The sequence below is a fragment of the Synechococcus elongatus PCC 11801 genome, assembly GCF_003846445.2.
GTDB classification, from domain to species: Bacteria; Cyanobacteriota; Cyanobacteriia; order Synechococcales; family Synechococcaceae; genus Synechococcus; species Synechococcus elongatus_A.
On record NZ_CP030139.2, the window covers coordinates 2,629,209 to 2,641,301 of the forward strand.

At 55.6% G+C, this 12,093-nt stretch carries 8 protein-coding genes; all 8 read right to left on the bottom strand.

The genetic code is table 11. From position 1 onward, the window contains the following. Nucleotides 1–37: 37 nt before the first annotated feature. Nucleotides 38–685, bottom strand: coding sequence for a ribonuclease HII (locus DOP62_RS13130; RefSeq protein WP_208673994.1), 648 nt, complete (start codon nucleotides 683–685; stop codon nucleotides 38–40). After that, nucleotides 669–2,882: an Rne/Rng family ribonuclease gene (locus tag DOP62_RS13135; RefSeq protein WP_261789849.1), complete on the bottom strand. Its 2,214-nt coding sequence runs from the start codon at nucleotides 2,880–2,882 to the stop codon at nucleotides 669–671. The genes DOP62_RS13130 and DOP62_RS13135 overlap by 17 nt, the downstream gene beginning before the upstream one ends. A gap of 511 nt (nucleotides 2,883–3,393) precedes the next feature. After that, nucleotides 3,394–6,012: a TIGR03960 family B12-binding radical SAM protein gene (locus DOP62_RS13140; RefSeq protein ID WP_208673996.1), complete on the bottom strand. Its 2,619-nt coding sequence runs from the start codon at nucleotides 6,010–6,012 to the stop codon at nucleotides 3,394–3,396. Nucleotides 6,013–6,137: 125 nt separating this feature from the next. Next, complete coding sequence (locus DOP62_RS13145) at nucleotides 6,138–6,899, bottom strand: ABC transporter permease (RefSeq protein WP_425330082.1); 762 nt, start codon at nucleotides 6,897–6,899, stop codon at nucleotides 6,138–6,140. Nucleotides 6,900–6,940: 41 nt separating this feature from the next. Continuing rightward, a complete protein-coding gene (locus DOP62_RS13150; RefSeq protein WP_208673999.1) occupies nucleotides 6,941–7,624 on the bottom strand; it encodes an ABC transporter ATP-binding protein in 684 nt (227 codons plus the stop codon). 99 nt (nucleotides 7,625–7,723) lie between these two features. Next, on the bottom strand, nucleotides 7,724–10,354 hold the full coding sequence (alaS, locus tag DOP62_RS13155) for an alanine--tRNA ligase (RefSeq protein WP_208674001.1): 2,631 nt from the start codon (nucleotides 10,352–10,354) through the stop codon (nucleotides 7,724–7,726). A gap of 96 nt (nucleotides 10,355–10,450) precedes the next feature. Further along, nucleotides 10,451–11,431 carry an arsenic resistance protein gene (locus DOP62_RS13160; protein ID WP_208674002.1) on the bottom strand — a complete coding sequence of 327 codons (981 nt, stop codon included), beginning with the start codon at nucleotides 11,429–11,431 and terminating at the stop codon, nucleotides 10,451–10,453. Nucleotides 11,432–11,533: 102 nt separating this feature from the next. Beyond that, nucleotides 11,534–11,917 carry a DUF302 domain-containing protein gene (locus DOP62_RS13165; protein ID WP_208674003.1) on the bottom strand — a complete coding sequence of 128 codons (384 nt, stop codon included), beginning with the start codon at nucleotides 11,915–11,917 and terminating at the stop codon, nucleotides 11,534–11,536. Nucleotides 11,918–12,093: the final 176 nt, after the last annotated feature.

Here is a 12,093-nt window from a genome sequence, read left to right on the forward strand (position 1 = left end):
GCAGACTTGCCTGACAGATATTCCAGAATCAGAGAGATCAGAACAAGCTGATCTGCTTTGGTTGTTGCAGGAGCGATCGCAGAAAGCGGGGGCGATGGAGTGGAGTAGGGCCGAACTGCAGAAGGGCCTGGCGATGTTGAGCGGTGCCATAGCCTTTGTGCTGGCGCAGTCCATAGTCGGGATAGCGATCATCCAAACGCTCCAATAGGCGATCGCGCCAAACTTTAGCCAGAATGCTGGCAGCCGCGATCGTGACACAGTGACGATCGCCCTGCACCACACTGGTCTGAGCGAGCTCCAGTTTTGGCAAGCGTTGGTTCCCGTCAATCAAACAACGACTGAGGGGGCGATCGATCTTGGCGAGGGCGCGCCGCATCGCTAGAAACGTGGCTTGCAGAATATTCCAGCGTTCAATTTCTGCCACACTCGACAGTCCCCAAGCAACTGCCTCAGCAGTCTCGCAGATGAGCGGATAGAGCTGCTCCCGCCGTTGCTGACTGAGTTGTTTACTGTCCGTGACACCAGCCTGCTGCAAGGGTGCGATCGCAGCTTCGGGCAGCACAACCGCCGCTGCCACCACCGGACCAAACAGACAGCCGCGTCCGACTTCATCGATCCCAGCGACCGTCTGCCAGCGATCGCCAGGGCCGAAAAAGTCTGTATCTAACCTAGTCTTGGGACTCACGTTGCGCCGAAGACCGCCGCCGCCGCCGTCCGGGAGCTGGAGTTGCGGGTTCGCTGGTAAGAGCAGGGGCTTCTGTTGCTTCGCTCGCGACTGCAACCTCAACCGGAGTGGGGAGTGCCTCAACTGGAGCAGGTTCGGGTGCGACGACAACTTCTTCTGTAACAGCAGTCATTGCTACTTCGGTTATTACGCTGCTGGGCTGCTCAGTAGGCGGTTCTGCTGCACTGCTCGAATCCGTGCTGGATACAGAACTCGCAGAACTCGTCGTCTCACGGTTGTCGCGGGCGAGAGTCGGGCGTCCACTGTCACCGCCACCCCGACGATGGCGCGATCGCTGATCATAGAGGGCTTTTGCTGCAGCGATCGCCGCTTCCTTTTCCGATTCTTGGGCATAGACCCCGACCAGCACAGGCTGTCCTGGCTCCGGCTGAGTTTCAGCCCGGATCAAGGGTGAAGCTCCCATCCAGGCGTAGAGTTCTTGCTCTTCAGGGGTTAATTCAACTGCCACAATGACTGGTGGCTCGGGCGGTTGTCGCCGAGGCCGGCGACTGATCCCCGTCGATTCCTGTTCGCGATCGGGGGCTGAATCCCGAGTGGTAGCGGCAAGCGCTTCAGCGAGTCCGGGCGAAGCACTGATCTCAGGGTTGATACCGGTATTGGGCAGGCTAGGGCTAGCATTCCGGCCGCCCCCGCGCCGCCGCCCTCGTCGTTGGGGCGATCGCTCCAGTAAACCTAGGCTGCTGTAACTATCGCCGTTGTTCTCCAGCTCGCTGGTAGTGGTGGCTTCGTTCAGAAGGGGTGGAACGCCCGTGGCTCGGGCTAGGGCACTGCGCGCTGGCGAAAGATAACTATCGTTGCTGGGAGCCACCAAATTGGAACTGGCACTCGCTGGGGTGGTTGTCGCCACAGGTGTCGTTACCGGTGGGCGCTCGGAGGTGCGTACGAGCGGCTGCGCCCCAACTTCACCCGGCAGATGGGCAACATGACCCAATCCCCCACAGGCGGTACAGGGTGTGCTGAAGAGTTCATAGATGTTTTGACCCTGGCGCTTGCGGGTCAGCTCCACCAAGCCGAGTTCTGAGAGCTGTGAAATCTGCGGCCGAGACTTGTCTTGGCGCAGGGCTCGCGTGAAATGCTCCAGCACCTGCAACTGGTCGCGGCGAGAATCCATGTCAATGAAATCGACAATGATTACGCCAGCGATATTGCGCAGCCGTAGCTGGCGAGCGATTTCGGCTGCTGCCTCACAGTTAGTCCACAAAACGGTTTCTCGTGCCGTGGCCGATCGCGTGAATGAGCCGGAGTTGACGTCAATCACCGTCAGAGCTTCGGTCTTCTCGATGATGATGTAGCCACCTGAGGGCAGATCCACCCGAGGTTTGAGTGCCTCCCGAATGGCGGCATTGACTCGGAAGTAATCGAGAATCGAACTGCGATCGCGGTACTGCTCGATTAACAGGCCTGGGGTAATCTCTCCTGCTCCCCAAGTACTGAGGTGCTGCTTGACCCGCTTTAATCCCGTGTGGGAGTCCACTACAATCCGGTTGACAGTCTCGTCATACATATCCCGCAGCACGCGCTGGATGAAGTCATCATCGCGGGTGAGTAGGGCCGGTGCTGGGGTGGAATCGGCCAACTGGAGAGTCTGCTCCCACTGCCGTTGCAGCGCCTCCAGATCCTCAATGATCAGCTCTTCAGCCACGCCATCGGCTTCGGTACGCACCAGCAGACCCATGCCCGCTGGTTTGATCAGCACACTAAGTGCCCGCAGTCGATTGCGCTCACTCTCGGACATGATCCGGCGCGACAGGCTGACCCCACTGCTGTAGGGCATCAGCACCAAGTAACGACCGGGAAGACTGATGTTGCCAGTCAGGCGGGGCCCCTTGGAACTGGTGGGCTCCTTCATCACCTGGACCAGCACTTTTTGCTGGGGTGCGAGTAGCTCAGTAATCGCGCCAGCACTACGCCGTAAGCGCAGGGGGCCTAAATCTGTAACGTGAATAAAGCCATTTTTCTCGCTGTCGCCGATGTTGACAAACGCCGCATCAATTCCAGGAAGCACATTCTCAACGACGCCGAGGTAAATGTCGCCAATCTGATGAGTGCCTTTGGCAACAATGAATTCTTCGATCTGGTCTTCGGCAAAAACGGCTGCGATGCGGTGCTGTTCAGCAATAACGATTTGTTTGGGCATGCCTGAGGCTCTAGTTGTCTGGCAGTGCGAGCAGAGACGAAAGACCGACAGGAGCTGCGATACGCAACGCAACACCCGTCTGCTGGCGCAGCCTCGAGGATCTGGCTAAAGCTCAGGATCGTTCGACTGTCTGTTAGCGCTCGACACCGACAGACGCTGCATCAAAACCGGATGTTGCCCTCGCAGGACATCCCTACCGTGAGGCCGGGGAACTGAAGTCTAGTGAAAGCGACGCTATTGAAGCACGATCGCCATCTGTAAAGGCCTGATCGCGTCGATGGGCGTTGGGCTAGAAGACGTTGAGAAAATCCGGCAGTTAGAAAAGCCTAGGAGAAGCTCAGAAAGGTTTCCGAGCAAAACTGCACTAATCCGGCAGTAGCCACTCAGGCTTGGAACTGAGGGACTTCTCAATTACAGTCCCTGTCTTCGGCAGTCGGGCTAGGTGAAATCTTTTCACTCAGCTTAAGTGCCACATTATCACACTCGCACGACCCGTACCCTCGCGGCGGCCTCAGTCCAGATGCAGCGATCGCCGGTGGGCATGACGTAACTGGAACGATCGCCCGCTGACTTGCTGGAGCAGTGTAATCACCTGCTCAGGACGCAGCAGTGTGCCGTCATTGCGGCAGGAACCAACGTAGCGTAGCCAAAAGCCAGAGTCGCCACCGGTTGCTTGCAAACGCTGCGGCAAGACCCCAGCTTCCGTACGAGTCAAAGTGTGGAGCCGTTCCCGCAGATTGACTTCCACTTTTTTGCCGGACTTCGTGGTCTGCTCCACCAACACCGTGTCAGCTTCTAGGACTGAGGCAACCAATGCCTCAACATCGACAGACTCTTCTGGCTCGATCCAAAGGTCATACTCTGCGCGACTAAGAAGCGCTGTCACAGCCTGGCTCTTGAGGACAACCTCTGCGGTTTCGTAGATTGGCAATTCTGGATCGAGGTGGGTCGCGAGCCGTTGCTGAAATTCCGCTGGCTCGATCGCCTGGAACAGTTCAAAATCCATCAGCTCCGCTTCGCTACTCATACCCAAGGGCAGGGCATTGGCGGGCACGATGCGCGGACTGGGGTGGAAGCCACCGCTGAATGCCACCGGCAACTTGGCTCGCCGTACGGCGCGATCGAAGACCCGCAGCAAATCTAAATGGCTGAGCAGGGTCATTTGGCCGAGTTTGCCAAAGCGAATCCGCAGACGCTGAACTTTTTCGGTCGGCGGTTGGAAGTGCCCTTGGAAGTTGGGAATGGCTGGCGGTGCTACCACGACGTTGTGGCCAAAATCGACGCCGCAGACGCCGCAGTGACTGCAGCCATCAAACGAGCAGTCAGGCACGACCGCTGCTTCGAGGGCTTTTTGCAGATCCTCCTGTAGCCAGCGTTTATCGATGCCGGTATCGAGGTGATCCCAGGGCAGCGGCGCATCCAAAGCGCGATCGCGGCTTTCCTCACCTTCAAACAGATTCCATTCGCCGGTTTCAACTTGGCGATATTTCCAGTCCAATCCCGCTTCTGCGATCGCCTGCGTCCAAGCGCCATAGGCTTTGTCGAGACTTTCCCACCAAGCATCCATGCCGGCACCCAGTTCCCAAGCACGGCGAACCACAGCAGATAGACGGCGATCGCCTCGCCCGACAAAGTCCTCCATCGCCGAGATGCGTACATCGGTGAAGTTGACCTTGAGGTTGGGGATTTGCTTGAACTCTGCCGCTAGCAATTCCTGCTTGCGCTTGAATTCCGTGGTGGACACGGAGTGCCATTGGAAAGGTGTGTGCGGCTTCGGCGTGAAGTTGGAAATCGTCAGGTTAAAGCCCAGCTTTTTCTTGCGGCCTCGGCATTCTTGCTGCAGCCAGCGCACGGTTTCGGCGATGCCCAGCACATCGGCATCAGTCTCACCGGGCAAACCGATCATGAAGTAGAGCTTGACGCGATCCCAGCCTTGCTCATAGGCGGTTTTAACACCGCGCAGCAGCTCCTCATTGGTCAGCCCTTTATTGATGATGTCGCGTAGCCGTTGGGTGCCCGCTTCTGGCGCAAAAGTCAGGCCGCCCTTGCGCGTGCCACCAATGATGTTGGCAATATTGTCGTCAAAGCGATCGACCCGCTGACTGGGCAGCGACAGGGTAATGTTTTCGTCCTGCAGGCGGTTTTTGATTTCAATTCCGACGGCGGGTAGTGCCAAGTAATCGCTGCAACTGAGTGAGAGCAACGAGAACTCGTTGTAGCCGGTGGCACGAATACCGGTTTCGATCGCCTCGACCACTTGCTCTGGTTCCACATCCCGTGCGGGACGGGTGAGCATGCCCGGCTGGCAGAAGCGGCAACCGCGAGTACAGCCGCGCCGAATTTCAATCGTCAGGCGATCGTGCACGGTTTCAACGTGGGGAACCAAGCCAATCGAATAGGCCGGAATCGGCGTTGCTACTCGTCGCAACACTTTTGCGGGCACATCGGGTCGATTCGGATGCACTGAGCCATCGGCCGCCATGTCGTAGAAGCGCGGCACATAGACACCCGGGACTTGGGCAAGATCTAGCAGTAACTCTGTGCGGCTGAGCTGCGATCGCTTGCCCTCTTCGACGATCAGCCCCACCTCAGGTAGTAATTCCTCGCCATCGCCCAAGACGATGAAGTCAAAGAACTCTGCATAGGGCTCAGGATTGGAGGTTGCGGTTTGACCGCCGGCAAAAATCAACGGCCAGCCTTCCGGATCGCCCAAGGTGCGATCGCCCCGCTCTGCCCAAGTCAGCGGTGCCCCAATCAGCGACAGCATTTCCAGAATGTTGGTTGCGCCCAGTTCGTAGCTGAGGCTGAAACCCAAAATGTCGAACTCCAGCAGCGATCGCTTCGATTCGACGGCAAACAATGGCGTTTGGGTTTGGCGCAGCTTCTCAGCCAAATCTGCTGCCGGTAGATAAGCGCGATCGCAGAGTTGGCGCGGCTGAGCGTTGAGGATGCTGTAGAGGATGATGTGGCCGAGGTTGGAGGCACCCACCTCGTAGATTTCCGGGTAAGTCAGCGACCAGCGAACGCTTGCTTGCTCCCAAGGCTTGTGGACAGCCCCCAGCTCATTGCCGAGGTAGCGAGCCGGTTTGAGAATTTCAGGCGAGAGCAGCGTTTCGACGGCAACAGACACAGCGGCGCGACAGCGCAACAACCGTTCAATTGTGGCATTTCACCTAGTCAGACTTCATTGATTGGCGATCGCCCAGCTGTTGCATTCAGTTAAATAGATAAATTTTGGGCCATGTGAGTTGATCGCTAAGAGCTAACTTTTCGGAGGCGATCGAGTTGCAATTGGTCTTGCTGGTTAAATAAAATCCGAAATGCAAGCAGAATAATACAGAGCGTACTAATTGCTGTACCAGCAGCGATCGCAAAAACAATAATGATTTGATAGCGGACTGCATCTTGTGGGCTAGCTCCAGCCAAAATTTGGCCAGTCATCATGCCAGGTAGACTGACAATTCCCATGACCATCATCGAGTTGATGGTTGGGATCATGCCAACCCGTAGAGCTGTATTGATGAGGCCGTGCGCTGCTTCCCAGCCGGTGGCTCCCAAAGCCAGTAACGTTTCGACGCGATCGCGCTGATCCACCAGATCAGTCATGAAGCGATCGAGAGCCAGGGAGACACCCGTCAAACTATTCCCCAAAATCATCCCAAGCAAGGGAATTAAGTATTGAGGACTGTACCAGGGTGAAACTTGAATAATGCCGCCAACAACTAAGCTAGTGAGCAAAAAAGAACCCGCCAGAATCGCGATAAAGCTGTTGAGATAAATCTGGGGAAAACGACGATTAGTACGTGCTACAGAAGATTGGCTGGCGAGGCTGGTCATCAATAGCGCCAGTGCAATCACCCAGATAGGGTTTTGAAGACTAAAAACCCACTCAAGGATGTAGCCGACAAGCAGCAGCTGCACGACCATGCGCACTGAGGCAATCCAGAGTTGCTTGCCTAAATTGAGTTTGAGAGCAAAGGAGAGAATTAGGTTAACGAGAATTAGGAGGGCGGACAATCCAAGCTGCAGATTGCTAATTAGTACATAGCTACTTTGCATTAGCGATCGCCCCGTAATTGAAAAGCCCGTTGGGTCATGCGTTGGCGTTGCTCGGCATCATGGCTGACCCAGAGGTAGGCGCGTTGCGGATTGTCGGCCTGCCAGTTTTGTACCAGTGTTTCGAGCGAGGCGGTCGATTCAGGATCGAGTGAAGCAGTTGGCTCATCCAGTAACAAAATCATGGGATCCAGTTGCAAGCCCCGCAGAAAAGCAGTGATTTGACGTTCACCACCGGACAGCATAGAACTGGGGCGATCGAGAAAGGTTTCATCGCGATTGAGGAGCCGCAGATACTGGAGAATGCGATGACGTTGGTAGCCCCGTCGTCGATGGTGATGTAACTGAAAGACTTGCTGGAGATTGGCTTCCACACTGCCTTCCCACAGAGCGGGTCGCTGATGCAAGTAGAGCACCTGCGATCGATAGCGGGGCATCGACCAATCACTGAGGCTTTTGCCTAAGAAGTGAATGTGTCCAGCTTGGATGGGATCTAAACCCGCGATCGCACGCAGTAATAAACTTTTGCCAACGCCCGAAGGCCCCATGATCGCGAGGCGATCGCCCGCATCCAGCCTGAGCTGAATATTCTGCCAAATCCAGCCCTGTTGTAAGCGTCGCCCCAAGTTTTCGACCACCAATAATGGCGATCGCCCTGAGTCGGAATCAACAGTGGCAGCATTCATCGGCTAAATCGATAAGAAAGAGGTGATCGCAGCATTGATGCAAGCGTAAAAAAAGCCTGCAATCCGATTGAGAACTGCAGGCTTAATGACAGCGACTGTTTACGCTGCTAAAGCTGTTTTGAGTTGGTCGAGTGCCGCTGCTACAGCTTCCGGCAGCTTGCTAGCATCCCGTCCACCCGCTTGTGCCAAATTGGGACGACCACCACCGCCGCCACCACAGATTTTGGCGATGCCACCGATGAACTGACCGGCTTTCAGTCCTTTGGTGATGATCGCCGGACCAAAGGCTGCCACCAGCGTCACCTTGCCTTCCTCAGGACTAGAACCGAGCACGACTGCACCGGCATCGCCGAGTTTTTGCTGGAGTCGCTCAGCGGCAGTTTGCAGGGCTGCAGCATCAACGCCAGTCAGGGTTTCAACCAGAACTTGTGCCTCACCGACTGCGATCGCCTGCGATACCAGTGCATCGGATTTGGCGATCGCTAGCTCCGCTTTCAGCGCCGTCAATTGCTTCTGATTGGCCTTCAGCTCCTCTTGCAGCGCCGTAACGCGATCGCTCAGTTCCTCAGGTTTAGCCTTGAAGCGATCGCTCAGATCGCGAACCACGGCATCGCGAACGTTGAGGTATTCCAGCACAGCAGGGCCAGCTACTGCTTCGATCCGCCGTACACCGGAAGCGACACCGGCTTCGCTGATGATTTTGAACAGGCCAATTTCGGCCGTATTGGCAACGTGGGTGCCGCCGCACAGCTCCATCGAGACGCCCGGTACATCGATGACGCGGACTTCCGCACCATATTTTTCGCCGAACATGGCGACCGCACCTTTGGCCTTGGCCGTAGCGATCGGCATCACTTCAACCACGGTGCTGTGGGCTTCGGCAATCCACTGGTTGATCTGGTCTTCGATCTGGCGCAGCTCTTCCGGCGTCACGGCTCGCGGACAGTTGAAGTCGAAGCGCAGGCGATCGAAGGCGACCAGTGAACCGGCTTGGGAAATGCCTTCATCAACAATCAGCTTCAAGGCTGCTTGCAGCAGGTGCGTGGCGGTGTGATTGGCTTGGGCCCGACGCCGGCAGGCGCGATCGATTTGCGCCGTAACGCGATCGCCGACTTGCAGCAAACCGCGTTCAATTTGGCCGTAGTGAACGAAGAAGCCCGATTCTTTCTGGACATCTTCGATGCGAACGATTAGGGATTCGCCAGTCAGCACTCCGCGATCGCCGACTTGTCCGCCGGATTCTGCATAGAACGACGTGTGATCCAGCACGATCTGAACGCGATCGCCGGCTTCTGCCGCTTCGACGCTCTGGCCTTCGCGCAGGACTGCTGTGACGGTCGCTGTGGCGGCGCTGTCTTGGTAGCCAACAAACTCGGTCGGGTGAATCTGTTCCGCGAGGCGATCGAGGGAACCTTGCACCGTCAGGTCGATGGTTTCGTGGGCAGCCTGCGATCGCTGACGTTGGGCGGTCATCGCCGCTTCAAAACCCGCAAGATCGACGGTCAGGCCTTTCTCTTCAGCGATTTCTTGGGTCAGCTCTAGCGGAAAGCCGTAGGTGTCATAGAGGACGAAGGCATCCTCACCGCGAATTTGATCCGTGGCGGCTGCCAGCAGTTCCGCCAACAGCTTTTCGCCGCGTTCCAAGGTTTCCAAGAAGCGCTGCTCTTCCCGCGTTAGCTCCGCTTTAATCGCCGCTTCTCGTTCCCGCAGGTTGGGATATTGAGCAGCCATCAAGGCGATCGCGGTTTCAGCAATTTCCGCCGTGAAGGGGCGATCGATACCGATCAGCCGTCCGTGGCGAACGACGCGCCGAATTAGTCGCCGCAGCACATAGCCCCGCCCGAGGTTCGAAGCCGTGACGCCATCAGCAATCAGATGAGTGACGGCGCGCAGGTGATCGCCGATCACTTTCAGCGAAACTTTGACCGTTTCCGACTCGTTGGCGTAGTCGCGCTGGGCGATCGCCGCGACCGCTTGAATAATCGGGAAAATCAGGTCGGTTTCGTAGTTGTTGGGCACGCCTTGCAGCACCTGAGCCATCCGCTCAAGCCCCATGCCCGTATCAATGTTTTGTTTCTCGAGTGCCGTCAGATTGCCTGCCGCATCGCGGTTGTACTGCATGAACACGAGGTTGTAGACCTCGATGAAGCGGCTGTCATCTTCTAGATCCAGTCCTTCATCACCCAGCTCAGGATGGAAGTCGTAATAGATCTCGGAGCAGGGGCCGCAGGGGCCGGTCGGACCCGAAGCCCAGAAGTTATCTTTGGCACCCAGCCGTTGAATTCGCGCTTCCGGCACACCGATTTGATCGCGCCAGATTGCAAAGGCTTCGTCATCTTCTTCAAAGACACTGACGGCCAAGCGTTCTGCCGGAACTTGGAAGACTTCGGTGACTAGTTCCCAGGCAAAGGCGATCGCTTCCTTCTTGAAATAGTCACCGAAGCTGAAGTTGCCCAGCATTTCAAAGAAGGTGTGGTGGCGTGCCGTGCGACCCACATTTTCAATGTCGTTGGTGCGAATGCACTTCTGCGAGGTCGTTGCCCGCGGCACTTCCGCAACCTGCTGCCCAAGGAAGATCGGTTTGAACGGCAACATGCCTGCGATCGTCAGCAAGACCGTTGGATCTTCTGGAATCAGCGAGGCACTGGGTAGGCGACGGTGCCCCTTGCCTTCAAAGAATTTCAGAAAGGTTTCGCGGATTTGATCACCGCTGAGTGCAGGGGCAGCCATGGATTGCCGAAGCGAAATAAAGGACAGGGTGCAGATTAAACCCATCATGCCGTATCGCTTGGACTGAGCGATCGCAACACCACCCTTCCCTAGTGACTACAGGCTTTCCGTCACTGGTTTACCAAACCAGCGATCGCTCAACTTGACGTACCAAGCTGCAGCTTGCACCTGAATGATGTAGCTCATGGAAATAATCAGGGCAATTTCAGCGCCTGCTTTCGCCCCAAACACAGTCATGGCAATAGCCAAGGCGATCGAAAGATTCCGCATCACCGTACCGTAGACGAGAGCGATCGCATCTTCGCGAGAAAACCAGACCTTGCCAACGATCGTGCTCAACATAAAGTTGATCAGATAAATCAGCAGCAGTGGCCCAAAGTAGCCGAGAAATATCAACGGCGCGGCTACAATTGCTTTTGCTTTGAGCGCCATTGCCACAAACACGATGCCTAAGACACCCAGCGTTGAGAAGACCGGAAATTTTTTCTTTAAATCTCTCTCGTATTTCTGTTGACCAACAGTTGCAATTAGAACGCGCTTTGTCACCAAGCCAAGAATCATGGGTAAAAAAACCACGATCGCAATTTGCTTAAAGGTTTCCACCAACGGAATTTCAATGGCTCGTCCTAGCAGCGCTTGGGCATAGAGTGGAGTCGCCAAAGAACCTAAAATCAAGCCGATGACCGTCATTTGAATCGCGGCTGTCAGATTGCCTTTGGCAAAGCCTGTCCAAGAAATAGTCATGCCACTTGTGGGCAGTAATCCTGTCAGCAATAGCCCCAACCAGATCAGTGGCTGATCGCGAAAGAATAGCCAGCCAATACCATAGGCCAAGAATGGCACAATGCCAAAATTAATCAATTGGGCGACCCCTTGGAGCTTCCAGTTTCCCCCAGCAATTAACTTGCCAAACTGTAGGTTAATCATCATGGGATAAACCATGAGAAATGTCAGCGGAACAATTAAATCTTTCAGTCCACTAGGATCGATCAGTAACCCAAATAGAATCCCAGCAATCATGAAGCTGGGGACAGACCAAACCAGTTGATTCTGTAGCAGTGATAGAAATGTCCACATTGCTGGTGTTCTCCGATCCGTCAGTCTCAGAACGTTGAATTGCCCTCAATCGCCTAGATAGTCCGTGAACTCCTCTGCTTCAAAGGCGGATATGAGCTGTGATTAAAGCTGTGCGATCGCCTGTTCCATCAGGGTTTTGGCTTCCAAAGCGATCGCACGAGTCTCAGGATTTTCGAGCGCGGCAAACATCACTGCCGGATCGATCGCAGAGACCTCAACACAGCCGTTTTCATGTTCTTGCACCACCACATTGCAGGGGTAGAAAACGCCTGCTTTGTCCTCCGCCTGTAGGATGCTGTAGGCAATGCGGGGATGACAGGCTCCCAAGATGGTGTAGTGCCGGAACTCCACATCAAGCTTTTGTTTAAACGCCGCTTGGGCGTCAATTTCCGTCAGCACCCCAAAGCCATGCTGTTTCAAAACTTCTTTGGTGTGGCTGAGAGCATCATCAAAGGGCAACTGGAGAACTTTGCTGAGGTGATACATCTGATCAAACTCCGTCTGGGGTGAGTCGGGGGCTCTGTCAGCGGCAGGCAACTAGCCAACCACAAGCCCAGGAAGTGCTAGGGCATGATCCGCGGGCGATCGAACTAGCGGGAAGGATTCAGAAGGAATGCGATCGCCTCTAGCTGACTCCGTGAATAAACTATATAACTAAATAA

Excerpts from the sequence above, each read along its gene's own strand:
- DOP62_RS13135 (WP_261789849.1), bottom strand. The coding sequence starts at position 2,882 with ATGCCCAAACAAATCGTTATTGCTGAACAGCACCGCATCGCAGCCGTT.
- alaS (WP_208674001.1), bottom strand. The coding sequence starts at position 10,354 with ATGGCTGCCCCTGCACTCAGCGGTGATCAAATCCGCGAAACCTTTCTG.
- DOP62_RS13150 (WP_208673999.1), bottom strand. The coding sequence starts at position 7,624 with ATGAATGCTGCCACTGTTGATTCCGACTCAGGGCGATCGCCATTATTG.
- DOP62_RS13160 (WP_208674002.1), bottom strand. The coding sequence starts at position 11,431 with ATGTGGACATTTCTATCACTGCTACAGAATCAACTGGTTTGGTCTGTC.
- DOP62_RS13165 (WP_208674003.1), bottom strand. The coding sequence starts at position 11,917 with ATGTATCACCTCAGCAAAGTTCTCCAGTTGCCCTTTGATGATGCTCTC.